This is a genomic window from Pseudomonas sp. YQ_5, assembly GCF_043103305.1.
Lineage (GTDB): Bacteria > Pseudomonadota > Gammaproteobacteria > Pseudomonadales > Pseudomonadaceae > Aquipseudomonas > Aquipseudomonas putida_Y.
In genome coordinates this window covers 1-24,749 of record NZ_JBICJS010000065.1, presented here as the reverse complement: position 1 = coordinate 24,749, position 24,749 = coordinate 1, and the positions used below count along the sequence as shown (strand labels likewise).

27 protein-coding genes and 1 pseudogene are annotated in these 24,749 nt (G+C 55.6%); 15 read left to right on the top strand and 13 right to left on the bottom strand.

The window, feature by feature from the left end; translation table 11 throughout:
• Positions 1 to 5: 5 nt before the first annotated feature.
• Together ACF8EA_RS15665 and zigA are read right to left on the bottom strand one after the other, a co-directional pair.
• On the bottom strand, positions 6 to 632 hold the full coding sequence (locus tag ACF8EA_RS15665) for a DUF1826 domain-containing protein (protein ID WP_392522560.1): 627 nt from the start codon (positions 630 to 632) through the stop codon (positions 6 to 8).
• Positions 629 to 1,837 (bottom strand): zinc metallochaperone GTPase ZigA, encoded by a 1,209-nt coding sequence (gene zigA, locus ACF8EA_RS15660; RefSeq protein ID WP_392522558.1) that lies wholly within the window; start codon positions 1,835 to 1,837, stop codon positions 629 to 631. Before zigA ends, ACF8EA_RS15665 begins: the two co-directional genes overlap by 4 nt.
• A 114-nt stretch (positions 1,838 to 1,951) precedes the next feature.
• Between zigA and ACF8EA_RS15655 the strand changes: the two genes are divergently transcribed.
• Positions 1,952 to 2,332, top strand: a complete 381-nt coding sequence (locus tag ACF8EA_RS15655) for a glutamine synthetase (protein ID WP_392522556.1) — start codon at positions 1,952 to 1,954, stop codon at positions 2,330 to 2,332.
• 271 nt (positions 2,333 to 2,603) lie between these two features.
• On the opposite strand, the gene ACF8EA_RS15650 is transcribed toward ACF8EA_RS15655, so the two are convergent.
• Positions 2,604 to 3,131: a DUF3617 domain-containing protein gene (locus ACF8EA_RS15650; protein ID WP_021785299.1), complete on the bottom strand. Its 528-nt coding sequence runs from the start codon at positions 3,129 to 3,131 to the stop codon at positions 2,604 to 2,606.
• Positions 3,132 to 3,263: 132 nt separating this feature from the next.
• Here ACF8EA_RS15650 and cls point away from each other — a divergent pair, with 132 nt between their 5' ends.
• On the top strand, positions 3,264 to 4,703 hold the full coding sequence (gene cls, locus ACF8EA_RS15645; protein WP_021785300.1) for a cardiolipin synthase: 1,440 nt from the start codon (positions 3,264 to 3,266) through the stop codon (positions 4,701 to 4,703).
• Positions 4,704 to 4,786: 83 nt separating this feature from the next.
• Here the strand turns inward: cls and cfaB are convergent, their stop codons facing one another.
• Positions 4,787 to 5,971, bottom strand: coding sequence for a C17 cyclopropane fatty acid synthase CfaB (gene cfaB / locus ACF8EA_RS15640; RefSeq protein ID WP_021785301.1), 1,185 nt, complete (start codon positions 5,969 to 5,971; stop codon positions 4,787 to 4,789).
• 208 nt (positions 5,972 to 6,179) lie between these two features.
• Here cfaB and lpdA point away from each other — a divergent pair, with 208 nt between their 5' ends.
• Together lpdA and ACF8EA_RS15630 are read left to right on the top strand one after the other, a co-directional pair.
• Positions 6,180 to 7,580 (top strand): dihydrolipoyl dehydrogenase, encoded by a 1,401-nt coding sequence (gene lpdA / locus ACF8EA_RS15635; RefSeq protein ID WP_392522555.1) that lies wholly within the window; start codon positions 6,180 to 6,182, stop codon positions 7,578 to 7,580.
• 417 nt (positions 7,581 to 7,997) lie between these two features.
• A complete protein-coding gene (locus ACF8EA_RS15630) occupies positions 7,998 to 8,213 on the top strand; it encodes a co-regulatory protein PtrA N-terminal domain-containing protein (protein ID WP_392522553.1) in 216 nt (71 codons plus the stop codon).
• Positions 8,214 to 8,402: 189 nt separating this feature from the next.
• Here ACF8EA_RS15630 and ACF8EA_RS15625 read toward each other — a convergent pair whose 3' ends face one another.
• Positions 8,403 to 9,125, bottom strand: a complete 723-nt coding sequence (locus ACF8EA_RS15625; RefSeq protein ID WP_392522551.1) for a response regulator transcription factor — start codon at positions 9,123 to 9,125, stop codon at positions 8,403 to 8,405.
• A 153-nt stretch (positions 9,126 to 9,278) separates the two neighbouring features.
• Here ACF8EA_RS15625 and ACF8EA_RS15620 point away from each other — a divergent pair.
• The 4 genes and pseudogenes from ACF8EA_RS15620 to ACF8EA_RS15605 all read left to right on the top strand — a co-directional run bounded on the left by ACF8EA_RS15620 (position 9,279) and on the right by ACF8EA_RS15605 (position 12,681).
• Positions 9,279 to 9,972, top strand: a pseudogene (locus tag ACF8EA_RS15620) (response regulator transcription factor).
• Positions 9,950 to 11,317, top strand: a complete 1,368-nt coding sequence (locus tag ACF8EA_RS15615) for a sensor histidine kinase (protein WP_392522549.1) — start codon at positions 9,950 to 9,952, stop codon at positions 11,315 to 11,317. The pseudogene ACF8EA_RS15620 and the gene ACF8EA_RS15615 overlap by 23 nt, the downstream one beginning before the upstream one ends.
• A gap of 110 nt (positions 11,318 to 11,427) precedes the next feature.
• A complete protein-coding gene (locus ACF8EA_RS15610; RefSeq protein ID WP_392522547.1) occupies positions 11,428 to 11,943 on the top strand; it encodes a ParB N-terminal domain-containing protein in 516 nt (171 codons plus the stop codon).
• A 474-nt stretch (positions 11,944 to 12,417) separates the two neighbouring features.
• Complete coding sequence (locus tag ACF8EA_RS15605) at positions 12,418 to 12,681, top strand: hypothetical protein (protein WP_392522545.1); 264 nt, start codon at positions 12,418 to 12,420, stop codon at positions 12,679 to 12,681.
• Between the two features lie 83 nt (positions 12,682 to 12,764).
• Here ACF8EA_RS15605 and ACF8EA_RS15600 read toward each other — a convergent pair whose 3' ends face one another.
• Complete coding sequence (locus ACF8EA_RS15600) at positions 12,765 to 13,466, bottom strand: hypothetical protein (RefSeq protein WP_392522544.1); 702 nt, start codon at positions 13,464 to 13,466, stop codon at positions 12,765 to 12,767.
• Positions 13,467 to 13,954: 488 nt separating this feature from the next.
• On the opposite strand from ACF8EA_RS15600, the gene ACF8EA_RS15595 reads away from it, so the two are divergent.
• The 4 genes from ACF8EA_RS15595 (at position 13,955) to ACF8EA_RS15580 (ending at position 17,063) form a co-directional block, all read left to right on the top strand.
• Positions 13,955 to 14,251, top strand: coding sequence for a hypothetical protein (locus ACF8EA_RS15595; RefSeq protein WP_392522542.1), 297 nt, complete (start codon positions 13,955 to 13,957; stop codon positions 14,249 to 14,251).
• A gap of 407 nt (positions 14,252 to 14,658) precedes the next feature.
• Positions 14,659 to 15,915, top strand: a complete 1,257-nt coding sequence (locus tag ACF8EA_RS15590) for a nucleoside triphosphate pyrophosphohydrolase family protein (protein WP_392522540.1) — start codon at positions 14,659 to 14,661, stop codon at positions 15,913 to 15,915.
• Between the two features lie 93 nt (positions 15,916 to 16,008).
• Positions 16,009 to 16,455, top strand: a complete 447-nt coding sequence (locus ACF8EA_RS15585) for a hypothetical protein (RefSeq protein ID WP_392522539.1) — start codon at positions 16,009 to 16,011, stop codon at positions 16,453 to 16,455.
• Complete coding sequence (locus ACF8EA_RS15580; RefSeq protein ID WP_392522538.1) at positions 16,452 to 17,063, top strand: hypothetical protein; 612 nt, start codon at positions 16,452 to 16,454, stop codon at positions 17,061 to 17,063. The genes ACF8EA_RS15585 and ACF8EA_RS15580 overlap by 4 nt, the downstream gene beginning before the upstream one ends.
• A gap of 49 nt (positions 17,064 to 17,112) precedes the next feature.
• On the opposite strand, the gene ACF8EA_RS15575 is transcribed toward ACF8EA_RS15580, so the two are convergent.
• Entirely contained in the window at positions 17,113 to 17,460 is a 348-nt protein-coding gene (locus ACF8EA_RS15575; RefSeq protein ID WP_392522537.1) for a helix-turn-helix domain-containing protein, read from the bottom strand.
• A gap of 66 nt (positions 17,461 to 17,526) precedes the next feature.
• On the opposite strand from ACF8EA_RS15575, the gene ACF8EA_RS15570 reads away from it, so the two are divergent.
• Genes ACF8EA_RS15570 through ACF8EA_RS15560 form a run of 3 tightly spaced genes read left to right on the top strand, consistent with a single transcriptional unit; the run spans position 17,527 to position 19,728 of the window.
• Entirely contained in the window at positions 17,527 to 17,817 is a 291-nt protein-coding gene (locus tag ACF8EA_RS15570) for a DUF4031 domain-containing protein (protein ID WP_392522535.1), read from the top strand.
• A 19-nt stretch (positions 17,818 to 17,836) separates the two neighbouring features.
• The gene (locus tag ACF8EA_RS15565; RefSeq protein WP_392522533.1) at positions 17,837 to 19,051 is read left to right on the top strand and encodes a nucleoside triphosphate pyrophosphohydrolase family protein; all 1,215 of its coding nucleotides are present in this window, start codon (positions 17,837 to 17,839) and stop codon (positions 19,049 to 19,051) included.
• On the top strand, positions 19,048 to 19,728 hold the full coding sequence (locus ACF8EA_RS15560; RefSeq protein WP_392522532.1) for a uracil-DNA glycosylase: 681 nt from the start codon (positions 19,048 to 19,050) through the stop codon (positions 19,726 to 19,728). The genes ACF8EA_RS15565 and ACF8EA_RS15560 overlap by 4 nt, the downstream gene beginning before the upstream one ends.
• On the opposite strand, the gene ACF8EA_RS15555 is transcribed toward ACF8EA_RS15560, so the two are convergent.
• From ACF8EA_RS15555 to ACF8EA_RS15530, 6 genes are all read right to left on the bottom strand, one after another.
• Positions 19,717 to 20,523, bottom strand: a complete 807-nt coding sequence (locus ACF8EA_RS15555) for a hypothetical protein (protein WP_392522530.1) — start codon at positions 20,521 to 20,523, stop codon at positions 19,717 to 19,719. The genes ACF8EA_RS15560 and ACF8EA_RS15555 overlap by 12 nt on opposite strands.
• A complete protein-coding gene (locus ACF8EA_RS15550) occupies positions 20,501 to 21,151 on the bottom strand; it encodes a C1 family peptidase (RefSeq protein WP_392522528.1) in 651 nt (216 codons plus the stop codon). The genes ACF8EA_RS15555 and ACF8EA_RS15550 overlap by 23 nt, the downstream gene beginning before the upstream one ends.
• Complete coding sequence (locus ACF8EA_RS15545) at positions 21,148 to 22,167, bottom strand: ImmA/IrrE family metallo-endopeptidase (protein WP_392522526.1); 1,020 nt, start codon at positions 22,165 to 22,167, stop codon at positions 21,148 to 21,150. Before ACF8EA_RS15545 ends, ACF8EA_RS15550 begins: the two co-directional genes overlap by 4 nt.
• Positions 22,168 to 22,170: 3 nt before the next feature.
• Complete coding sequence (locus ACF8EA_RS15540; RefSeq protein ID WP_392522525.1) at positions 22,171 to 22,527, bottom strand: helix-turn-helix domain-containing protein; 357 nt, start codon at positions 22,525 to 22,527, stop codon at positions 22,171 to 22,173.
• Positions 22,524 to 22,796: a hypothetical protein gene (locus tag ACF8EA_RS15535; protein ID WP_392522523.1), complete on the bottom strand. Its 273-nt coding sequence runs from the start codon at positions 22,794 to 22,796 to the stop codon at positions 22,524 to 22,526. The genes ACF8EA_RS15540 and ACF8EA_RS15535 overlap by 4 nt, the downstream gene beginning before the upstream one ends.
• Positions 22,797 to 23,338: 542 nt before the next feature.
• Positions 23,339 to 24,121 carry an HNH endonuclease gene (locus ACF8EA_RS15530; RefSeq protein WP_392522521.1) on the bottom strand — a complete coding sequence of 261 codons (783 nt, stop codon included), beginning with the start codon at positions 24,119 to 24,121 and terminating at the stop codon, positions 23,339 to 23,341.
• Positions 24,122 to 24,749 lie beyond the last annotated feature (628 nt).

The following is a 24,749-nucleotide window of genomic DNA, read 5'->3' as shown; positions in this document are numbered from 1 at the left end:
CGCTGTCAGGCCAGCCAGTCAAGGCTGAGCAGCAAACGCCCCTGCTGTGCCGAAGGGGACCGATGAACCAGGCCTGCCCCTTCATTACCCTGCCATTTTTCACCTTTGAGTATCGCCACCTCACCGGCTTGCAGTTGCTGGATGTTATCCACAGATGGTTCAGCTGTGTGTAACTCACCACGACCGCTATCCCGTTCTTGCAACCATTCGCTACCTGGGCCGACGTAGGTGGTGAGCAGGCGCAAAGGTACGTTATCCACATGGAAGCGTGGACACATGGGACCGTCCAGAACGCGCAAGCGCAAACCGACCCGACGTGCGCCAACCAGGCAGGTATAAGCCGCCACCAACCAGGTCACATCAGCAACGAAAGCTTCATATCCATGCAAATCCGCCGCTTCACGCAGCAGATCTGGCAATACCGGCTTCTTTTCCTCGTCCACATCAATTACCCGCTGATCAGCCAAGGGCTGGCCAAGGCTAATCACCAGTGCGGCAAAGTCCTCCAGTTGGGCCGGCAAGCGCCGCCGCCATACGGCCAGGTTCACGCCATCCTGCAGCACTTCGGCCAGCACCTGGGGCGTCTCGCCAAACACCTGAAAGATATCCACAGGTCGGTGCGCCAGGTTCATGCTGCCGCCTCCTCATGCCATGGGCCAAATGGGTCAGGTAGGCGCAACCAGCCCATGTGGCCCAAGTCCATTTCTTGATCCGTCAACAGGCATGCATCGAGGGCTGTGGATAATTTTTCGAAGTCGATATTCTGCCCGATAAACACCAACTCCTGGCGGCAGTCACCGGTCTCAGCGGTCCAGTGTTTCAAGATCTCGCTGGTGTTATCCACATCCTGTGGCCACTGCTCGCGTGGCACAAAGCGCCACCAGCGGCCAGCCAGACCATGGCGCATCATGCCGCCCGCTTGCGACCAGCTGCCAGCTTCCTGATATTTGCTGGCCAACCAGAAAAAGCCTTTGGAACGCAGCAGCCTTCCGTTTTCCCAGTCCTTGTGGATAAAGTCGTAAAAGCGCTGTGGATGAAGCGGGCGTCGAGCCTGCCAGGTCATGGCCGCGATACCGTACTCTTCGGTTTCTGGCACATGCTCACCGCGCAACTCCTGCAACCAGCCTGGTGCTTGGGCCGCCTGATCGAAGTCGAACAGCCCGGTGTCGAGGATACGTGCCAGCGGCACTTGGCCCATGACCATGGGTACGATCTGCGCCCGGGCATTGAGGCTGCGCAAAATGGCAATGAGTTCTTCGCGCTCATGTTGGCTGATCAGGTCGATCTTGCTCAGCAGCAGCACATCTGCGAACTCGACCTGCTCGATCAGCAAATCACTTATCGACCGCTCGTCTTCTTCGCCCAACGTTTCACCGCGGCTGGCCAGGCTGTCTGCTGCCTGATAGTCGCGCAGGAAGTTCAAGCCATCGACCACGGTGACCATGGTGTCCAGCCGCGCCATATCAGACAGGCTGCGGCCTTGTTCGTCGCGGAAAGTGAAGGTCTCAGCCACTGGCAGTGGCTCAGAGATACCGGTGGACTCGATCAGCAAATAATCGAAACGCCCCTCTTCGGCCAGCCGCGCAACCTCCTCAAGCAGGTCCTCGCGCAACGTGCAGCAAATGCAGCCGTTGCTCATCTCGACCAGTTTCTCTTCAGCGCGGTTGAGGCTGACATTTCGCTGCACCTCGCTGGCATCGATGTTGATTTCACTCATATCGTTGACGATAACCGCGACCCGAAGGTTGTCGCGGTTGCGCAGCACATGGTTGAGCAGCGTGCTCTTGCCGGCGCCGAGAAAGCCGGACAGCACGGTGACGGGGAGACGATTGGACATGGCGAACCTCTTCAGGCAGACGCATTCGAAACGATGCATTGCATAATGTTATAAGATAACAATACACTTTCGCCAAGTGGTTCTCGACGGACGAGTGCTCACAGAGGATGAAAAATGAATCTGCCACGCGTCATGGCATTGCTGTTGCTCACCATGCCCGCCTCGCTGTTGGCCATGCCGCAAGACAGTAAATTGGCCCTCTGTACGCGAAGCGCGACGCTACTCGCCTGCCAGGACGGCAAAGGCAACTACTACAGCGTGCGCACCGAAGGCAGCACCTTCTACCTTCGCGGCTACGACTTCACCACCCGCCGACTGTGGGCACAAACCAACAGCCGCTATGGCACGTTGACTTTTTTTACCGGCTTGGCCAGTGATGGTGAGACCTGGGTGGGTTACAGCCGTCGCGTAGGCTGGACCACCTTGAACCGCGTATCCAGTTCCAGCGGGGAGCGCTTCAAGGTGCATTGCAGCTTGATCGAGGGTTGCCGTTGACGCCTTCTTTTGTTTGGAAGGCTTTTCCTCTGCTGCCTATTTGCACGTCAGCTTCGAGCACTTGCTGAAAACGCCGGCCTTGATCAGCTCTCCGTCAGGCCGAAAAGCTAAGCCGCAACCACATCGAGGCAAGGACCGAAAATGAAATGTTCCACGTGGAACTATTCGTTTCCCGACCGACTCCTGGAACTACCCAGGCTCGGCTGCTCGAACGACAGCAGAGGCCTGCATGCCCACGACGGGGTTGCCACCAGCCATTGGTAATGGAACTTCAGCTGCGCGGTTTGACCGCCCCGCAGTCATTGCCTAACCACACCGCACGCGTGTTCATGCTGCCTTGCTGCTGCACACCCGAAGCGTTGAACGTGCCACTGACCTGGGTGGTGAATTCCCGATCACTGAGGAATGTAGCCTGACCACTTCCCTGCGCCTTCGGGCAGCTGAACTGGAACTTCCAAACGTTACCGGTACGGTCGGTAATCTTCTGCGTGCAGCCCGATTGCGGGTCTTGCAGAGGAATGTCATTCGTTGCCACCTGTTCTGGTGTCAGGCACGAACGCACACCCTTGCCACCTACACTGACCCCTTGTTTGGCCAACACCCCTTCCATCATTGCGCGCTGCTCGGGCGGCAGGTTTTTCAACTGGCCGAGCATGAATTCCATGTCGGGTAGCGGTTTGCCATCGACCTGCATGTTGCTGGTGGTCAGCTCCCACAAACCCGGTTGCAGCATCTGGGCTTGCACCAGCGGACTACTCATGCCTAGGGCCAACGCCAACAGTGGCAGACGAATCTTCATGGATGAACGCTCCTGGAAAAAAGCCGGTCAAACGGGCCGGACTGAGCCTTAGACGCCAAATCCACCTGCAGGTTGCAGGCGGACCGGGAACGTGTTCTGTTACCTCAAGTGTACTCGGCAAGCAGGATGCATATGGATTACCACAGCCCCTACTTCTTTGGTTACCTACTCGGCCTGATCCACCTGCTGGGTATGGTCGCCGCACTGCATGCGCTGTTCACGGTGCGGACAGCTCAGGGGGCCATTGCGTGGGCGATGCCCTTGCTCTTCATCCCCTACCTCACCTTGATCCCCTATCTGATTTTCGGTGCCCGCTCGTTCTATGCCTACATCAAGGCTCGGCGTCAGGCCAACCAGGAAATGCACGTGGCCATGGCCAACCTCAACTGGCGGCCCTGGGTTGAAGAAGCCCTTACCGCTCGCGAGTCCGAAAGCTACACAGCCTTGCGCGCCATGCCCAAGCTGGGTCGCATGCCATGCCTGGCAAATAACCAGGTGAAACTGCTGATCAATGGCAAGGCCACCTTTGATGCCATCTTCGCAGCCATCGAAAAAGCACGCGATGTGGTACTGGTGCAGTTCTTCATCATTCATGACGACAATCTCGGCAAGGCACTGCAGCGACTCTTGCTACGCAAAGCCGCCGAAGGCGTGCAGGTGTTCGTGCTGTACGACCGTGTCGGTAGCCACGCCCTGCCGGCCAGCTACAGCCAGGTGCTGCGCGACGGTGGTGTGCAGATCCATGCATTCGCCACCCGTCGCGGCTGGTTCAACCGCTTTCAGGTGAACTTCCGCAACCATCGCAAGATTGTGGTGGTGGATGGCTTGCTCGGCTTCATCGGCGGTCACAATGTGGGAGACGAGTACCTGGGTGAACATCCACAGCTTTCCCCCTGGCGTGACACCCACGTACAGATCAGCGGGCCGGTACTGGCCTGCTTGCAAGAATCTTTTGCCGAGGACTGGTACTGGGCCACGCGCCAGCTACCGCCGCTGATCCTGCCCGATACGTACCCGGATAACGGCGTACTGTGTCAGGCCTTGGCCAGCGGCCCGGCAGACCCACAAGAAACCTGCTCGCTGTTCTTCCTTGAAGCGATTCATTCGGCCACCCGCAGGGTGTGGATCACCAGCCCCTACTTCATCCCTGACGAGGCCGTGTTCGCCGCCTTGCGACTGGCGGTGCTACGGGGAGTCGATGTGCGGGTACTGATCCCGTCACGGCCTGACCACCGCATCGTCTACGCTGCCTCCAGCCTGTTTGCCTTCGAAGCAGTTCGCGCGGGGGTACGTATGTTCCGTTACCAACCCGGGTTTCTGCATCAGAAGGTGGTACTGGTGGATGACGACATCAGCGCCATTGGGAGCGCCAACCTGGACAACCGCTCGTTCCGCCTGAACTTCGAGATTACCCTGCTGACAGTCGATCGCGGCTTCGCCGACCAGGTCGAGCACATGCTCCACGAGGACTTCGAACAAGCGCGGGAAATTACTGCAGAAGACACCCAGGACACCCATCGACTACAGCAATTGGGGATGCGGATTGCGCGACTGATATCGCCGATTCTTTAGGGTGAGCACACCCGTTGAAAGCGGCCTTTTCGCGAAAAAGGCCGCTCCTGCAAAGCCATATCAGGGCTGTGACGCTTACGATTTCAGCGGTACAAGTCTTCCCGCGTCCAAGGCAGGTCATGATGCCCGTCGGCGTATGGCTTCACTGCCAATATCTGGTGCAGGTTGATCCAGCCCTTCTGAAAGGCGTAGGCACACCCGGCCAAGTACAAACGCCAGATCCGCAGAGTCTTCTCAGGCACCAGCGCTGCTGCCTTGTGCAACTGGTTCTCCAGGTTCTCGCTCCAGTGGTGCAAGGTTTTAGCGTAGTGCAGGCGCAGGCTCTCCACGTCCACTACCTCCAGCCCGGCTTCACAGATACTGGCGCTGATCATCGACAGGTGCGGCAGTTCGCCGTGGGGGAATACATAGCGATCGATGAACTCACCCGCCCCGCGCCCGACCGGTCGGCCATCGACGTGCTTGGCAGTGATGCCGTGGTTCATCACCAGTCCCCCTTCCCTCACCGCCCCGAACAGCTTCTGGCAGTACAGCGCCAGATTGGCATGCCCGACATGCTCGAACATACCCACGCTGACAACCTTGTCGAAGCGACCATCCTGGGGCAGATCGCGGTAGTCGAGAATCTGCAGGTCGACCTTGTCAGCAAGCCCTTCCGCTTGCACACGCTTGCGGCCTAACTTCAATTGCTCCTTGCTCAGGGTAATGCCGAACACCTTGGCGCCATACTCACGGGCAGCGAACCGCGCCAGCCCACCCCAGCCACAGCCGACATCGAGCAGGTAGTCACCGGCATCCAGACGAAGCTTGCGGCACAGGTGGTCGAACTTGTCCTGCTGCGCCTGGTCGAGCGTATTGTCCGGCTCACGGAAGTAGGCGCAAGAATAGGCCATGTCCTGGTCCAGCCAAAGCTGGTAGAAGGCGTTGGACACGTCATAGTGGTAAGAGATCGCTTTGGCGTCGGTGCTCTTGTCATGAGACAAACGTTGCGGTGGCGTTTCATCCTCATCCGCCAGCAGCGCTTCACTCAGCTCGTCGCACACGCGGATGGCCTCACCGATATCGCCTTCAAGCTCCAGCTTGCCTTCGACGAATGCAGTGCCCAGCTGGTCCATGCTTGGGTGGGTCAACTGGCTGATCAGCTGCGGTTCCTTGACCAGAATGGTGACCTGAGGACTAGGCCCAAGATCAAAATGGTTGCCGTCCCACAGCTTCAGCCTCAGCGGCAGATGCAAGCTCTGCAATGCAGGTGGAAGTTGAGCAAGCATGAAACACCCCTCCTGTCCGTAATTGGCCACGACGCCTAATATTTCGAACGTCATCGGATCAGAGTAGTTCATCTGTAGGATGTTTCCTCTAAGCAAGACCATGGTCTAGAACCAACTGATCTTATCCACACAGCAGATTGTATACAATTTCCGCATCTCAGCTTAACCTTGTGCCCCTCTCGCGCTTCTACATCCTGGAGTTGAACCCATGAAAGTCTATGACGTGGTGATCATCGGCGGTGGCCCTGGCGGCTACAACGCAGCCATCCGTGCTGGCCAGTTGGGCCTGAGCGTTGCCTGCGTGGAAGGCCGCTCGACCTTAGGCGGTACCTGCCTGAACGTCGGCTGCATGCCATCCAAGGCACTGCTGCATGCTTCGGAACTTTACGAAGCGGCCAGCGGTGACGAGTTCGCCCACCTCGGTATCGAAGTCAAGCCTACCCTCAACCTCGCCCAGATGATGAAACAGAAGGATGAGAGCGTGGCAGGCCTGACCAAGGGCATCGAATACCTGTTTCGCAAGAACAAGGTCGAGTGGATCAAAGGCTGGGGCCGCCTGGATGGCATTGGCAAGGTCGTGGTAAATGCCGAAGACGGTAGCGAAACCGCGTTGCAGGCCAAGGACATCGTCATTGCCACCGGCTCTGAGCCCACCCCTCTGCCAGGTGTGACCGTCGACAACCAGCGCATCATTGACTCGACCGGCGCGCTGTCGCTGCCGCAAGTGCCCAAGCACCTGGTCGTCATCGGTGCTGGCGTGATCGGTCTTGAGCTGGGTTCAGTCTGGCGCCGCCTGGGTAGCCAGGTCACCGTCATCGAATACCTGGACCGCATCTGCCCAGGCACTGACACGGAAACTGCCAAGACCCTGCAGAAGGCGCTCGCCAAGCAAGGCATGGTGTTCAAGCTGGGCAGTAAAGTGACTCAGGCTACCGCAGGTGCCGATGGCGTCAGCCTGACGCTGGAGCCTGCCGCTGGGGGTACCGCAGAATCGCTGCAAGCCGATTACGTGTTGGTGGCTATCGGCCGCCGCCCTTATACCAAAGGGCTGAACCTGGAAAGCGTGGGCCTGGAAGCCGACAAGCGCGGCATGCTCGGCAATGAGCACCACCGCACCTCAGTACCAGGTGTCTGGGTGATTGGCGACGTCACTTCGGGCCCAATGCTGGCGCACAAGGCCGAAGACGAAGCGGTGGCCTGTATCGAACGCATCGCCGGCAAGCCCCACGAGGTCAACTACAACCTCATCCCTGGCGTGATCTATACCCGCCCGGAGATGGCCACCGTGGGCAAGACTGAAGAGCAGCTCAAGGCCGAAGGGCGTGCCTACAAGGTTGGCAAGTTCCCCTTCACCGCCAACAGCCGTGCCAAGATCAACCACGAGACCGAAGGATTCGCCAAGGTCATCGCCGATGCCGAAACCGATGAAGTACTGGGTGTGCACCTGGTGGGCCCAAGCGTCAGCGAGATGATTGGTGAGTTCTGCGTGGCTATGGAGTTCTCGGCCTCGGCAGAAGATATCGCCCTCACCTGCCACCCGCACCCGACACGCTCCGAGGCCCTGCGCCAGGCGGCGATGAATGTGGATGGCATGGCCATGCAAATCTGACGAGTCTCATTCGCTGCCTCAGGCCATGAACATGATCTGGATCGAATGAGTTAGTGGCCGTTTTTTGACAATCAGAAAAGAAGCCCTCCGGATGGAGGGCTTTGGGATTCAGAGAATTAAAACTCTGGCCAGTTCCGCCCTGTTGTGACCGGCCGCTATATTGGTCGCAAGCAGTCGTTTGCGAGTGACCGTTATCGGCCCCTTTGCAGCCGCTCAAGGTGTCTAGAAAACCAGAGGCGATTGACCTTTCCTGGCCATGCTGGAGAGGTACTCTCGGTTGGACCGATGCGCTTCCTGTCAAAAGATTTAGGTTGCTGAGAACGGGATGCCATACCCCGCCCCATAAGATGACACCAAGCCTAGAGCTTAAGCCGACACCGGTCGGTGCCGGCAGCTCTAGAGAAAGGAGTGTTTGCTATGAAATCTTTTAAAGCGATGTTGGTTGTGGCCCTCCTGGGTGTCACCGCTGTGGCGATGGCCGAAAACGGTGGTGACCGCGTCGTTGCGCAGATGGATGCCACGCGTCATACAGCGATGCAGCATTACGCTCAAGTCGAGCAAATGCACGCGCATGCTCAGTCGGTAGCCAGCAACCAAAATCAGACTACTCATCGCATCGAACACACTAGGTAAAAGGTGATTGCTCACGAGAAAGGTCAGGCGGTACGGCTATTGCTCCGTAGTGATGCGACGCCCAAGGGTCATCTAACCACCGTCTTGATCTGGGAACTGGCTCGCCGAGCGGCAGCCGCTTCCTGCCTGTTGGGTACTCGCAGATACCGGAGCATGCCGAGTATCAGCGCGGAGGACAGCGGCTCATAGTTAGCCGCTGTCTTTTTCCATACTGGAAACTTGGTTGGTGCTGCCGTGTATCCCTTCTGGTATCTCCAGCCTGTAGCCAGCGCCGGGGACAGTGACAATCAAGGAAACGTCGAATCCGTCGTCGAGCTTTCGACGCAAGCGATGGATGTGCTTGTCGATGACGTTGTCGTTGGGGTCGAAGTCATAGTCCCAAGCGCTTTCCAACAGCATTAAGCGCGTCACGATTTGGTCGGGATGCAACATGAGCTTTTCCAGGATTAGCGTCTCGCGTGGGCCAAGGGGAATTCGATGTCCTTGGCGAATCGCAAGATGTTGAGTGCTGTCCAGTTGCAGTTCACCGATCTGCATTTGGCCCGGCTTATTACCGGGCGCAGGTGTACTTGGCCGCAGCAGTGTTTCCAAGCGTGCGAGCACTTCGACGAATGCGTACGGTTTGCCCAGGTAGGCGTCGCACCCTGCCTGAAAGCCTTCGACGCGTTGCTCGGTGGACGCCTTGGCACTAAGCATCAGGATTGGCACCGATTGATCTTTACTGCGCAAGGCACGCACCACTTCCAGGCCGTCCATGCCCGGCAGGCTCCGGTCTATTACCAGGGCATGGTAGATGCCCTCCAGTGCCATGGCCAGGCCTGTCCTGCCGTCGTGTATCGTGTCGACGACATGTCCGGCTTCGGTTAAACCGCGCCGTAGGTAGATGGACGTACGTTTATCGTCCTCGATCAAGAGAATTCTCAAGTAGACCTCGACACAAGACTCGCCATTCCTCCACCCGCCCTTGCCAATAGCCAAGCTGGGCCTTACACAGACTAAGCTAGATGGACGGGGCGAACACTGCGCTTCAATTTTTCAACCATTGGATGGTAGCCGCTGATTGTCATGACCCACGTACTGGTCGTCGAGGATGACCTTAAAACCTCGCGTGAAATCGAGTCAGCCCTTCAGGATCATGGTTTTTCCGTGATCACGGTCGACAATGGTCGTGACGGGTTGCTCCAGGCTGCTGCCGGCAACTTCGACCTCATCGTGCTGGATCGCATGATGCCGGGCAACCTCGAAGGGTTGGGCATGCTGACGGCGTTACGGGCCTCAGGGGTTCAGACGCCTGTGCTGATCCTGAGTGCCCTGAGCGACCTCGACGAACGTGTCCGAGGATTGCGTGCGGGGGGGGGACGACTACCTGACCAAGCCCTTCGAGTCCATCGAGTTGACCGCGCGACTTGATGCGCTGGACCGGCGAAATCACCAGCCAACAAACCAGCCCCAGGCCAACCGAGCGCGAATCGGTAATCTCGAGATCAACCTGCTTCGTCGTACGGTGCGTCGCGGCGAGCGGCAGATTGATCTCCTGCCCCGCGAATACGCGCTTCTTGAATACCTTGCCGAGCATGTTGATCAGGTGGTAACCCGAACAATGCTCTTCGAGGCCGTTTGGAACTATCAATACGACGACCAGAGCAACGTCATTGAAGTGCACATAGGTCGTCTGCGCCGAAAGATCGATAGTGAGGGCGAACTCCCAATGCTGCACACCATACGCGGAGCTGGTTATGTTCTTCGCACGCCTGAGTGAGGTACCACGCACTACCAGCTTCCGCACAGCGCTGATCTTTCTGTCGCTGTTTATCTGCTCGTTCCTGGCACTGTTCGGCTACATCTACTGGCAAACTACAGGGTATCTGCTCAACGATGTTGATGCAGAGCTCAACAGAACGATTGAGAGTCTAAGCCAGCAGCCTATGCAGATACGCCTGAAGGAGATGCTCGACCACAGTATAAACGACCGCAACAATTTGGCGCCCTCCACGCTGTTTAACGCCAGTGGTAAACCCATTGTTGGTCCGATGAAGAGCGTTCCGGCATTCGGCTCCTTTGATCAACCCTATGAACTCAGTTGGAGCGCATCGGGGAGCCACAATCGACCGGTACGTTTCATCGTTCACCGGCTGGATGATAGTTCCACGCTGGTAGCTGCAGAAGATATTCATGACATTCGTGAATTCCATGAGCTTTTGATGAATGCGCTCCTCTCCGGAGGCTCGCTTTTGATTCTGGTTGGTCTGATCGGAGCTGTGGCGCTGGGTTACTCAGCTAGGCGTCGACTGGACGGCCTGACGCGCTCGATTCGCCATATCGTTGAGGGAGACCTAGGCCGACGGCTCCCGGTTCGCGGCAATGGCGACGACATCGACCGTCTCTCGGAAGTGGTCAATGGTATGCTGGATGCCATTGAGCGGCTCATGGGCGAGCTTAAGGGTGTATGCGACGATATCGCCCATGATTTACGCACTCCACTGACTCGCTTGATCGGCGGTCTAGAGCGCGCACGTCGTCATAAGCTGAGTGAAGCTGAGTACGTGGAGGCACTGGACGAGGCGCTCGATGAGGCCAAGGGGCTAATGCAGACCTTCCGTGCGCTACTGCGTATCTCTCAGATTGAAGCAGGCGCCCGCCGAAGCCAATTCTCTATCGTCGACCTAAACAGGATCGCCGCCGATGTCTCGGAGTTGTTCGAGCCGCTGGCCGAGGAACGCGACATAAACCTATCACTCGTCGCTGCACCACATCCGGCGTGCATTTCTGGCGATCCCCAATTGCTCTTCGATGCGACCTGCAACCTGCTAGATAACGCCCTGAAATTCGTGCCCAATCATGGGCGTGTAGAGGTTCGGGTGATCGCGGATGCCAGCCGAAGCGGTCTGAGCATTTCCGACAACGGTCCTGGTATCGCCGCCGAAGAGCGTGAGGCCGTCTTCCGCAGACTCTATCGAGGCGATGCCAGTCGCAACAAACCGGGTAATGGGCTAGGTCTTAGCATGGTATCGGCGGTGGCGCGGCTGCACGATATGAGCTTGGAGGTCCATGACGCACTGCCAGGTTGTCGCATGGAGATCATTGGCAAGGCAGTGAATAGCTAAGCGCTGAGGCAAGTGGAACGTCGTGTCAGCGCTCATCATTATGGGATCTCAAGCCGAAGAGATCATATGAGAATCCTGGCAATTTGATTCCAACGCAATCCAGATCTGAAATGTCCGGTTCGCAGATTAAGCGCCTCACGAAAGCTATGGAAAAGAATGGGTTCAACCCAAATCATCCGGTTGATGTTTGGAGGAATCCCAGCACAGGGCGACTGGAAATCCAAGACGGACACCATAGGGCGGCAGCAGCCAAAAAGCGGGCATTGAAAAAATTCCAGTCGAAGTTTAGGAGTGATGTAATGACTAAACAATATAAAGCTGCATTTATAGTCCCGATCAGGGCCAGCAGGATCCTCGGAGAGGATGGCTGGGAGTTTGAAAGCTCTGAGCGCTTGTCTAAAAATTTTTGCAATCACTTAATTGAAAATCTAAGAGTTAAGTTTATAGAAGAGTATTGCGACATAAATAAATATGCAGGCGAAGGCATAAGGATGTCTTTACTGCTCGACGATAATCAAGAGGTAGAAGTTATTTATTTACAGTTATCAGTCGAGGCATTAGCTTCCCTGTCCGAGATGTGCCAAAGCATTGATATCTCTTCTGAAGCAGAGTTTTTTGTGCCTTGAAAAATTCAATCTTTTGGGGTAGTTCTATAGATGGACTGAAGTAGCCTCTGTTTTTCGCGCCCGCAAGCTAAGTCGTATGGGGCTCCGCAGGACGTCTGCCCAGAACCTATAGGCTCTGACGGCTCAACCCGCATGCCCATGACATAGCGGGTACCAGCAGTGTTCACGGCCACCGCTACTCCTCTCTAACGCAGTCAGGGCAGAACCAAGCAACCGGCTCACTGTATTGCACACCGGGAGAAATATAGTCGCTTCCGGAGTATGAAATATCCCAATCATTCTTAATGACATGAAATGCGGCGTGCATCGTGTGACAGTGAACAAGCCGATTGAAACCATAGCAACCAGGCCACCCGAATTCTGCAGCGAGCATCCGGACTGCATCGGCCTTGATCACACGGCTAGTAGCAGCCAGGGTTTCGAATGTAGCTGCCTTTGGATCGCCCCAACAGAGGAGCAAGTTTCTTCTCACGTATGACTGAAGAGATTCATCAACCTGTATGGGAGGGGCATCAGAAAACGCCAGATTTCGGTAGGGAGGGGTGGACCGGGCAGGAGGGTGAGCCGTCCGATGGGGGGAAGCGAGAGCTTTCCTCCATCGGCGACAGTTTTAATTGTTCGAAAACAGTTTTAATTCAACAAAACCATTTCTGGTCTTCCTCAATAAAGACCGTATTTTCAATCGGTTATAGATTGAAGGCTGCAGACACTGCTGACATCTTCATCAAGCTGTCATGATCGGCAAAATTTAGGGTTGCAATCAAAAACACAGACAATAAATCCTGTAAAATCACTTAAGCTTATGATTTTAGATGTCTTTTTCAAGCTGCCTTAACCACAACGGCATTTCCTGACCCTTGGATTGAGCTCTCGCTGGAAAGACTGGAGGGCGTGGTTGCAACCCGGTCAAGGATCTCAGGATAGGTTTCCAAATACTTCTGAAAACGTCGGGCAGTGCGATAGCTATTGAAGGGCGACGAAATGAGCGCGGCTCCAATAATGAACATTGCCTGTGCCCCCATACCTCCTAGGAACGCTCCGAAGCTGCTCGCCTTCGCAATGATCATCAGCCCACTGATGGAACCTATGATCATAAGGAAGAATCCAACCAAGCGCGCAGACCAGGCCCCCGCTGTCTCGACTGCGGTGATTCGTAGCGTTAGCCGAGGCTGCTCGGGCGTGACCCACAGATACCGAGCGATTTGTCGAATTTGCCAGTGATTCCAATGACCCGTGCGAGCCAAGCGCATCAGAAAATCGGCTTTGGTCCGGTCTGCTCGAACACCACTGGCAATACGAAAGCTTTCTAGATAGAGCGCGTCATCTAGGTACTGAGCGTATAGCGATTCAGAACTTTCAGCTGCGCGAAGCTCCTTCAAGAGCTTGTGCTGCCTTCGCGCTAAGTGACTGTCGTATAAGTGTAACAACTGGATTGCTTTCGTTGGTACGAGACACAAAACACCTACGACTGCTGCGACGGCGGTCCAACCGCTGTTGAACTGCGCTGCAAATTCTTCAAGCATAAATCCAATCCTTGAGTTTTAGTTAATAGCCGTATCCCTGATACGTTCCTAGTCTGCTTTCGCGTGGGCAATCTGCTTTTTTGAAGGCTCGGCAATGCCTTGTATCAGCCAGTGGAGCATCAACGCAGTGAAGAAAAAAACTGGGTAGGCGACTAGCCATGTCGTTGCAGGCCTCAGTTTTCATGGTACTGCCCTTTCCTGTCTTGAAGCTGTGGATCATGAAGCAGGCCCGGCAGTGCCAGAAGCCATTGTTACGTCAAAGCGTTGGCTCCCGAGGTCTGTAGCACAAGGGATCTGGATTCATGATGAACTTGAGGCTGACTGGCTCACAGGCTGGTTCGCGATGCCCCCGGCCAGGCGGTTCGGGGGCACCAGCACCGTGGCTGCACAAAGATCGGCGCTTGATCGAATTGAAAGTCCGCACCCTGCCCTCCATATCCTCGGGTTAGGTCTCAATCCCGAGTCCTAATCACCGGAAGGGTTGCACCATGAAAAATCCGCTTCAAACGCAACAAACCCGCGCACGGAAAGAGTTCAAAGCTCTTCACCGAGCCGAAGAAAATGGCGTCACTGACGCCGAGATCATCCAGGAAATCGCAAAAAAACACGAAAATCCTGGCTCGGCTGAGGCCGTGATAGCGGCGGCCACCACAGTTATATACATGCGCAATGTAAAAGAAGGTGCGACGCCAATCACCGATGCAGTGAACACCTGCTTGGAGCGAAAGCGTCAAGCAAAGGCAAGCACTCGCTCAGCCGCGGGCGCAATTCCTAACCCAGCCTAACCGGCCGCTAAACCTGCAATCCCTCACTTCTGCATTCGAGCGGAAGTGAGGGGTTGCATCCACTTGTTGTTGCCCACTGTAAGCTGCACCCAGCTTGAATTGCCGTAGGTCCATGGGCGTTTTTACACGAACTACTTGGCCTCTATTTCAACCGCTTCGGACCGTGCTGCCTGCTGAACAGATACCTGCTCGGCAAACTTCCCTACCGGGTCGGTCAACCCTGGGCTACGAGTACTGTAGGCCCACGTGGGAAATTTCAGTGCACTTGATCAGCTGTTCGCATCGACGCTCGATCTGAATCCTCGGCTCAAGACTTGAACAGCTCCTATTGGATATACCATTATGATATCAAATCGACTTCACAGCGCAGACAGTCGATCCTGGGATATCAGTCAGCCGGGGGCTGCATGGACGCACAGACTTCATCTTCACCGAAAGACCGTTTCGACCCATCAAAGACGGCTGAACAATTTGTCATCCTGCCGCCAGAGATTCGTGACGGCTGGATGAGCATCAGTACATACCAACGCATTGCGAAAACGACCGACAAGCTGCCAGACGCCGGATTGGAGCTCACGATACTCGGGCTTTTCGGTGAGGTTGGCAGCCTGTTGAGTGCCTTCAAGAAACTGCAGCGAGACCGGGCAGCCTTTAAGCGCTACAGCGCAACCATCCTTGAGGAGCTTGGTGACACGCTCTGGTATTTCTCAACACTGGCCACGCGAGCCCAGCTCGACCTGCCGAATATTGCTCAACAGGCCTTTCGCGACCTAGAAGACTGGGAGAGCGTGATGCCTGAAGATCCCAACTTGGGTTTTGCAGACCTGCAGTGTCGAGATGGAAAACCGGTTTCGGAAGAGTCGTTCAGCACACAGGTCCTCGCGCTCGCCGGATGTGTGGGCGATCTGCTCAATGACTTCAAAATCGGCACATTCAAGCGCAACCGCGACCAGCTTTCTGCTCACATGGTTGAGATATTTAGGGCACTGGTCGCCGCAGCAAATTCAGCCGATGTGGACATGGGCGCCGCGGCGCTTGGAAACCTCAAGAAGACTTTCAGTCGTTGGCCGGCAGAGACGACCTACCCGTCGCGCTTTGATGTTGACATGCCTAAGAATGAACGATTCCCTCCACGGCTCGAGTTTTACATTGCCGAGGAGACCGTAGGCGAGAAGCAGTACGTCATTCAGAAGTGCAACAAAATCATCATCGGCGATCGCCTGACTGATAACAAAATGGAGCGCGATGACTACCGCTTCCACGATGTCTTCCACCTGGCGTTTGCAGTTCATCTGGGGTGGTCACCCGTGCTCCGGGCACTCCTCCACCTGAAACGCAAATGCGCTCCTGAAATTGACGAAAACCAGGACGGCGCCAGGGCCATCCTCATCGAGGAAGGAGTAGCCACGTTCATCTTTGGCCGCGGCCTTGAGTGCGAGCTGTTCGAGAACGTCGATCACGTCGACTATGACCTGCTGAAGTCTATTCAGGATTTCGTCAGGGGCTACGAGGTTGCCTGGTGCGCATTGTGGCAATGGGAGAAGGCGATCATGGACGGCTTCAGCATCTTCCGGCAGCTCGTTAATAAGCGAAAAGGCTACGTCATGGCGGACTTCGAGAATCATACGATTAGCTTTCGCGAAGGCTATGACGACGATGAATAGCCGCCATGCGTCTATTTCGTCCTGGAACGCTGGCCACAACGCTTTCCTTGAGGTCATCCAAATAACAACACACCCGGTTGAGGAGTTTCACTAATGAGCGATAAGGCATGTATCGTCTTTACGACAGGGCTCGAACATAAAGCCCAGGTAGTGTCGCAACAACTGAACGAAAGAGGTTACGAGGTCTGCATGACCGGAGCCGAGCAGCCTGAAGTTGAGGCTGCTCAGGCGGACCAGCCTGTCTCCGATGAGATCCAGAGCTGCATCGACAACGCCGTGATCAGCATTTTCCTGATCCCGGAGGAAGGCTACGAGTGCCTAGAAGGTGCAGCTAACCATGCTGCAATCTGTGGTACACGTATCGTGGCCATCGCCGAAGACGTTGAGTCACTGCCTCAGGTATTCGATGAACACGCCTACTCCGTACTTACGATCGACAGTCCGCGACTGGATGAGGTCATAGGGGGAGAACCGGTCTGGGAATGCGCAGACGGCAGTCCTCGCGGGGAACGCGAAATTGATCGGGTTGAGTGCCAATGATTGATCTACCGAAAGTTTTCTCCTACAAGCTCGTGAGGGATTACGGCTTCGCACCAAATCCGTTTCACGGCATCTGCACTCTGGGCACCTGCAAACCACAGATCAGGGAAGGAGCCCAGATAGGAGACATCATCATTGGCTGTGGCAGCAAAGCGCTGAAACTTGAAGGTAGGATGATCTTCGCGATGCGGGTGTCCCAGAAAATGTCCTTTCAGGAGTACTGGGAGCACGAAGCGTTCAGAATCAAGCGACCCAATCTGCGTGCTAGCAAAAGCATGGCCTACGGGGACAACATCTACCGGCGGGGAGGCGATGGCTGGATTCAAGAAGACTCACATCACAGTTTCGCTGGAGGAGCACTGAATCGGGATAACCTGAACAGAGATACCGGGTCGGACAACGTACTGATCGGTGAAGAATTTGTTTACTGGGGAGCGAGCGCCGTAGAGATTCCTAATCATCTACGCGACTTCGAAGGAGACGATCTGTACCCACATTCGAGAAATTACAGGAACGGGTTCTCGAAAGACTTTAGGGCAGAAGTCGATGCTTGGTTCAAGAAGATCACTGATCGGGGCTGCAGAGGTAGGCCAGCTTCCTGGAGCTAATCTACAGACAGCATTCGAGGATCATGCCAGCGTTGTATCCCAGAAAAAACTAGGGGAGACGTTGGCCATGTCCGTCAGTATCCCCCCCCTCAAGCGCCATTTGAATCCCTTCAAGGAAATGACGAATCACCCCCTCGCTATGCGGCCATGTGCGAATGATCGCCTGCACCGTATCGACCACGCTTTCGGAGGGAACGTGCTGACCATCCAGCGTGTGCGGGATGTGCAAAAAATTACAAATAGTTAGCAAATTTTTACTTAGCAATTTGCATTCCCCCCGCTCCATCTTGGAGATCTGGGTGTAGTGAACACCTGTGCTATCTTGTAGACCCTTCAAGGTATAGCCCTTCCGTCTACGCACTGCTTTTATGCTTCTACCGAGATCTGATACATTCATTTTGGTTGAGAAATTTGCTAACTATGTGCAAAATAGTTGCATATTTTCCTGTTCAAGGCGAGCACCATGGCGGTTTATGTTGATGCGGAGGGAATCAAGTGGCGCGGCCGTGAATGGAGCCACCTGGTTGCCGATTCGTTGGACGAATTGCATACCTTCGCCGACAAGCTTGGCCTGAGGCGCAGCTGGTTCCAGTCCAAGACGCTTTATCCGCACTATGATGTAACCAAGTCCGTCAGGACTCGGGCACTGGCAATGGGTGCGCACGGCGCAGCCCGAGAAAAAATTGTCAGTTGCGCAAGGAAAATGCGATTCGAGATGATTCAGGCTCATCGAGATGCCCTCTCTGGCATCTAACCGTGGAAAGGGACCTTCGATGCCGGTACCGACACCGCAACTAACCTCGCTATCCATCCCTCAATACCGACTGAAAGCCGGCGGCACCAACCAGTTCCAGACGGATGAAGATGGTTACCAGAAGCTGAAGTTCGGCTATTTCGGCGAAGTGGGTGGATTGCTCTCCGCAGTCAAAAAGGTCGGTCGTGACCGCCTAGCAGCCTCTGTCAGCGACTTGGCTGCCGAGGAGCTAGGGGATGCGCTGTGGTATCTCATCAACATTGCGGCGTCCGTTGACGTCGGCCCGGATGAAATAGGTACCAGCTGCATCGCCTATCTGCGCTCGGAATTTGGGGAAATCGAGAAATCACCCATACTGCCCGTAACGTTCCGGCACATCGACAGCATCATGGAGATGCACAGAAGCCCGGAGAATGTCGATCGCTCCTCCCAGCTCGCCAGATTGGCAAACCGGGCAGGTGTGTTGGCCGAGGTTTCGTTTACCTCCATGCGGGCCTTGTCTCCCTCGTCGCGCAGCCAGAACTTGGGGATTCATCTGGCCGAGTTGGCCATCGCCTGTGCCAGCTTCGATCTGAGATTCGAGGACGTGGCACGAAGTAACATCGACAAGATCCTCAGCCGGTGGCCGGATGACGAAGCCGTCTATCCGCCGCCGTTTGATCTCAAGTGCCCTGATCATGAACAATTCCCCGCCGAATTGGCCATGGAGTTCAATGAACGGGGCACCCGCGAGAACGGCTACGTTGTGCAGAGCTTGAAGGGTGTGTTCATCGGGGACCGGCTCACAGACAACAGTAACGAGCCGGACGACTACCGCTTCCACGACGTATTCCATCTGGCCTACGTTGCGTTTCTGGGCTGGTCGCCCGTGCTGCGGGCACTGCTTAAACGCAAGCGCAAGTCCGATTCCAAAAAGGACGAGAACGAAGACGGTGCCCGAGCGATGATCATCGAGGAAGGTATCGCGACCTGGATCTTCAACCATGCCAAGAGCCGCAAATTTTATATCGACGCCAAGCCAGGAGCCCTGGATTACAGCGTGCTAAAACAAATCGAAAGCATGGTCGAAGGCTACGAGGTCGAGGCGTGCAAGCTGTGGCAATGGGAAAAAGCGATCCTTACCGGTTTTCAAGTTTTTCGCGAACTGCAGAGACATCGATGTGGCACCGTACATGTCAACGTGCTTGAACACTCCATGCACTTTGAACCTTTAGAAAAGAAAGAGCAGCCATGAACCCTACCGCCTTTGTGAATGCCCTGTCTGAGCTGAAGCTGGACAACGTATTCAATCCCTACGCTGACAAGTGTCCAGTCCACGATCGCAGCGATGCTGTCGCCGCACGCCGCCGCAATCTGCGTGGCTACCTCAAGGCCGCGACCGATATCGGTGTGGACACCATCTGGATGGGACGGGATTTGGGGTATCGCGGTGGCCGACGAACCGGACTGGCTCTGACCGACGAATTCCATCTTCCAGAAATGATGCAGCGTTATCCGGGCTCGGACTTCAAGCAGGCCACGCTAGGTCCGGCAGTGGTCGAGCGCACGGCATCTGAAATCTGGTCAGTGCTCAGGGCACTCAAGCTTCCACCGCTGCTGTGGAACGTGTTCCCGTTTCATCCGCATGAGCCAGGCAATCCGTTTACCAACCGCAAGTTCACAGCACGCGAACTTAAAACGGTCGATCTGCTCAATGAGACCTTAATCAAATGGCTGGGCGTACGTCGAGTAGTCGCCATTGGCGGTGATGCCTATAACTATGCGAACCGCTTTGATGTCGAAGTCATTGCCATCCGCCATCCGAGTTATGGCGGTATCAAGGACTTCCGTAACGGGATGAGTGCCCTATACAACATCCCAGTAGAGGAATTCAGTTCGAAACGCCAGAGCACCCAGGGTTCACTGTTCTAGATCCGGAAACAGCGCGAGCAATTGTTTGGCGGCTTTCGCGCCGCCCAGCGATTCCACATCTAGGAATGCATGGGTGGCGATGCAAGTCAGAACCCCACGTTCAAACTCGGACTCATCACTGACAAACTTATGCAGGTTGCTCAGCCCGATCAGGTTGCCCAAAGCCCTCTGACCATACCAGTGGGATCGGTAGATCGCAGTCAGATCCAGCTTGTCGCCGGTCACCTTAAAACTGAGGTGACTTAAGCACGGCATGTTCATCGGCTTTTTCCTGTCGATTGCCGGATCGTATAGCGGCAATTCAAAACCGAATCCATCATCATCAAGGTCGTACTCAGCATCAACGACGCCCAACTCGTACACCGCTTGGAAGCAGCGTCCTTCCTTGGAGTCCTGGAGCTTTCGTACGATTACCTCCAGTGGATTGAAGGTCGTCTTTCCGTTCCGACTGACTCTGCGCATCATCCTGTAGGCGTAGGTACCCCACGTCCCCCTCTTCATACCGCGAGCCATCGCATTCAGGTAGGTGTCATAAAAACCGGGACGCCCCTCTCGACGGTAGATCTCGTTCGGGAAGATGGTTCCCGCTACAGTCTGTACGCTGAGGCCACGCCAGCGTCGCCGAATGGCAGCATCGACAGCACCAATGATATCTCTATCTTGTGCTTCCAGTGCCCCAGGCGAGGCGATTTCTAACACTAGATTTCGAGCCGTGTACTCTGGGCAGGTCAACAGATGGCGGGCTGCGGCCAGCCAGGCGGATACTACTCGGTCACGCTGAATCAGGACTGCCATGTTCCACTCCAAATGCGCATGTCGCATACGCAGCAATATATGCAGCCGGGACCCAGGCATGTCCGTTCTGGCCCCATTCCTGTCCCCAGCTGTTGCGGATCAAAAACCAGGTCTCGCCTTGAGCGTCATGGCCCAACCCCACAGCCACCACCGCGTGCTGCATTACCCCGGGAAGTAGCGAATCGCTGAATGGGATGACGCCATCGACAGGCGAATAAAACTGGTAGGTGAGTCGCAGAGCGAGACCAATAGGCACTCCCACGCGCATGCTATCGATTAGCTCGTCGATATCGGCATTAAAAAAGTTGATAGGATGGCCAAACAAGTCCATGGCATCAGGCAACGCTTCAAGAGGAACAACGGGCTCATCGACCTGATATGGAAAATCGGCCTCTCGCGCATGACCAGCCTGCGACGCTTCAGCCGCGGCTGCGGCCTGGACCCCGTCACCAGGCTGCCAACCGGGAATCTTCTGGATCGTCGCACGGTAAAAATATTCAGGCCCAAGGTCATCATCAGCAAAGCCACGATTCAGGTCGGTCACTGCGAAAGCCAGGCACGTCGGACGATTGCCCTGATTTTTTGCTCTGACCGGGGAGCTGTCGACCAAGCATTCGGTGGTGATCACGAGCCGACGACCTCCTGAATCAACGCGTGCTTCGACTCGCGGGTCAGTCCTTCAGCGATCGGTTCGAAATGCGCCTTGGAGTGGAACGAAGCGTCGCCGGCCTGCCTGCCCATCCATGGACGACTTTCGCAGAGCGTTACTGTTTGAGGTCCTTCGGCATCAACCTCCTGCGCTGACAGCACATAGTCCAGCGTGGAATCAGCACCAAACACAACGGATTGCGGATCCAGAGATCGCGCAGATGGCAATGGAGCCAGCGTGAAGCCTTGTTCGGCTACCTGCTCCACCGATTCTGCCCGCCACAGATAGCCAGCGGACGCATGGCTTTGCAAGCGCACCACCAAGTGATCTTCCGGCCGTGGCTCCAGCACCGATGATTGATCGGTTTCGTCAAACAGCCAGACGTCCTTCGTGGCATCCGGCAATTGCCCCTGAAGCAGAGATTGCTTGATCGAGGCAGGCGATACTTTCAACAACCCCTGAACAACGTCATACGTCAGTACATTGTGCCGAACCAAAGACCAAGCCGCGGCGGTGTAGCTGATGCCCAGACGAAGAGACATCTGATAGAGCACGTGAGGATTGGTCAGCGATTTTCTGTTCCATCCCTTTCGCTTGCAGATGATGCTCAGTAGAGACTTCGGAACCAGCAGGTGGTAGCCGAAGGTTTCAGCCTCCTGCTCCATCACTTCGGCCTTGCCACCGTAGTCAATGGTTTCGTCCATCGCGCTCTGATGCCCCATGAAGTAGTGGCCTAATTCGTGGGCGCAGGTCATGTGAATAAGGCCGGCAGAACGAGCCGAGTTCACCAGAATCCCCGGCCGCTCCTCGCGCAGGAAGGCACCGAGCAGCTTATCCATGGGCCGTAGCAACACCGAAACGCCTTCGCCTGCAGCGATACGAAAGGGATCAATGCGCGTGTAGCCGTCCTGCTCGACGCGCTCCATGGCGCGAGAGGATGCAAAGACCTCGGCAGCCACCTTGGCTGTCGCCACCGCGATGTCGCGTGCAGCCATGACCTACTCCCTGCGGTTACGAGACGATTGCTTCAGAAATTCAGCAAACCGTGCTACTTCTTCCAGATCTTTGTCGGACAAGCCTTTCACCGCCCGAGCCAGGAATGCCAGTTGCTCCGGCCCGCTCGGGGCTGGCTCGACACCTGTCAACAGGTACTCCAGTGTCCGCCGATACAGCTTGGCCAGTTTGCCTAACTCAGTCGCCTCAACCTTTCTGGCGCCCAGCTCGATGTTGGTGATCGACGGACGGGATAGCCCTAGCACCGTCGCAACTTCTTCTTGCGAAAGCCCTACATACTCGCGGGCTTGCCGCAGACGATCACCGAAATCATTGCCTCCCGACGACATAACATCACTCATTTCGGTTGCTCCTTGAGATGGCGGAGAACCTTGTCGGTAATATCAGTGACGAACTGGTCCTTGGAGTTGTATCCCCCGTGGCGAATGATCAGCTCGACGGGTAGCTTGCGCTGCACCAGCTTGTCGATCCCGACAAAAGCGTCGACAGCAGAGATGGAGTCGAGAGGAGCCCCCAGCTCATCGGTCGATAAGGGGTCATCGATGATGTCCTGCGCTCGCTTGTCCCAAAAGTTACTCAACAAAGTCTCGATTTGCTTCCTAATATCCATCACGCTCTGCTCGTAAGAAAATCAAACAATAGACGTAAGAAAACTATGCGTCAAAGCGAAACACCGGCCAAAGAAGCGTCATCGTTCGGATGCCGATAGTAACATTGGATGCTAAACAAAAATCAAATTGCCACTATCACCTGTATGCTGGTGACATAGGCTCGACACATTCACAAGGGGGGCGAACGAAGCCCGAGACAGCGAGTGTTGAAGGCTCGAAAAGACAGCCAGTCAATCCACCCAACTTTGGGACGCAGACGACTCTCAGATAGGCCCGCCGGTTTAAAGTGGTCAGGCCACTACCCCAAACCTCAGTACCGAGAAACGCCGAGCTGAATTAGCGCGCACCGACGTTTCTAATCAGGGCAGCGAGCATTTCGTCTCTTGGAAAATGACTGCTGGCCTATGCTCAAAAAATGCCGCACCAATCAACGCACAGCCCGATCAACCTACCACCCGCAGCTGCCCGCTGGGATTCGAGTTATCATCACAGCGGGCTAGCCGGATGTCTCGGTCCTTTGAGAGAATGAATCTCAAATGCATCATTTATCCCGACAGTGCGTTGGCAAATCTCCTAAGGCTACAGGGCTCATCCAGTCGAGGCTCGATAGGCATACGGCGCAGATTGCATCACCACCCCCTTCCTGGTTAATTGGCTGAAACACCCGTTGGATCATACCGCAATCAACGCACTCGCCTCGTTCCGCCCGAAACAGCACAACCAGTGAGGGCTCTCCCGGTTCACGAGGAGGTATAGACCAGTGTGTGGCCCCCCAATCCAGCGCATCCTTCACCGTGGTGGTCACCAGGTAAAAAGAGGGAGTCAAACGAAGTGGCTGTCCGTTGTCCACAAGCTCTTGCACTGAAGCAAATTGCCATAGGACCGACAATCGCTCACGTGCTTTCTCCTCCAGCATAACGCCGCTCTCATACGCTCGCTCTAATACATTGAGCGCGTTGGCCACCTGACGATCGCGAACGACCTTAGAGCTAATTCTGTGAGCCTCGTCAGCCTTAGCAGCAAGCTTTTGCAAGAGTACCTGGATCAGGGGAGAAGGCTCGAACTGAACCGATGACTTTGTTCCATTGCACACGCTGCAGGCCGGCAGCCAATTTTCAAAGGAATTCAGGTCGAACGAAGCGGGAAGGCCCAGTTTAGATTTAGCGGCGCTGCAAGCTGAGGGGCTATCGAGAAGGCACTCGGGCAGAACATGGTCGACCACCATCGTGGAGAGGTCGATCGGGATATTGCACAGATAGCACTTCATGCCATGCACAAGAAAAATCGCCCATCGTTCCGCGCTGGAGAACTTATACCTAGACATGATGCAATCCTCGCCTCCTCACCAATCTTTAATTGCCTAGAATAGTGAAACCGGCCGGCAGAAGGCCAATATGACATCCAATTGGCCACTAGACTGCCTACCGACCGCTTGTGGCCAAATGCAGACATCTGCGAGCGTCCGGAGTGGGTCGATAGCGGCCCTTGTGGAGGTTGGTGTCTACGGAGCCGGTTTAGTCATTCAGAATCTCCAATGTCACCTCTGTTAGGCCGGCACCGCCATGCATCAGATCTTGATTGACACGCGTGCCGCCTTGGATAGTCTTGCAATTGAGGGCTGCAACTGCGCATTTGTCGGGCCTGGGTACCAGCATGAGCCCCCCGCAATTTTGGCAGCAGAGGAAGCTGGTTCCTCTGAAGTAGTGACGGCGGGCATTGCCGGTCGGATTCTGAACCCAAGGTCGCCAGACTGGGAGCTAAAGGATCGCTGCGACTACTCCTCATACCTAACCGAAAAAGCACGCGTCGGTCGTGAAGGGTAAATCGACCCTTGTTTCTTAGACATCTCGAACGACTGCTCTGGGTCCAGCGGCCATACGCGAACGGCTGCTATCGACCCAGGCTGTGTGAAAACTCGCGGAATGCGTTGAAGGTCGTGGCTATCTAGGGGC